Source organism: Janthinobacterium sp. BHSEK, assembly GCF_056174685.1.
In genome coordinates this window covers 1-567 of record NZ_JBWBYV010000272.1, presented here as the reverse complement: position 1 = coordinate 567, position 567 = coordinate 1, and the positions used below count along the sequence as shown (strand labels likewise).

Sequence of the window (567 nt, the reverse complement as noted above, 5' to 3'; positions counted from 1 at the left end):
ATACTATTGAGAACAATCCTACCGCTAACTAGTCAGCATCCATGCGCTAAGTTATGCCAACATGGCAGACTGCAGCTACCAAGTGAATCTGCAGCAATAATGAGCATATATTCTTGTATCGGACAATCCCAATCCAAACCTGAAGTCGTCATTTGGTTACGTGTCCAGTCCCGTTTGATCATAAACGCGCTTGACGAATAGTTCCGGTTTCTTTTGCTGCCATTCTTTGAGCGCCTGGATGCGTGTTTTAGCACCGATGGCCCGTTGTGGAATATGGTGGTTGTAGAGCTTTAAATAGTTGAGTAAGAGCCTTGTTTTGAAAATCCTTGTGTCGGTGGTTCGATTCCGCCCCGGGCCACCAAGAACAGTCTCCATGAAACGCCCACTCCTGCCAGTGGGCGTTGTCGTTTCTAGACTTCGCCTTACCCAGCGGCAATGCAGACGCAGCCCATCCTCGCCCATCCAGGCGAAATCTCATCCTTGCTTGATCTATTACAAAGTGCAACTTCCGTCCGCGGGCGACAGTCCGTCAACCGGTGGCCGGCACGCAATTCACGCCAGCGGACC

General features: G+C 50.8%; 1 pseudogene. It reads right to left on the bottom strand.

Annotated features, from left to right (window positions below):
- Nucleotides 1-156: 156 nt before the first annotated feature.
- Nucleotides 157-306 (bottom strand): annotated as a pseudogene (locus tag AC0V2Y_RS29000) (IS481 family transposase); the annotation flags it as partial.
- Nucleotides 307-567 lie beyond the last annotated feature (261 nt).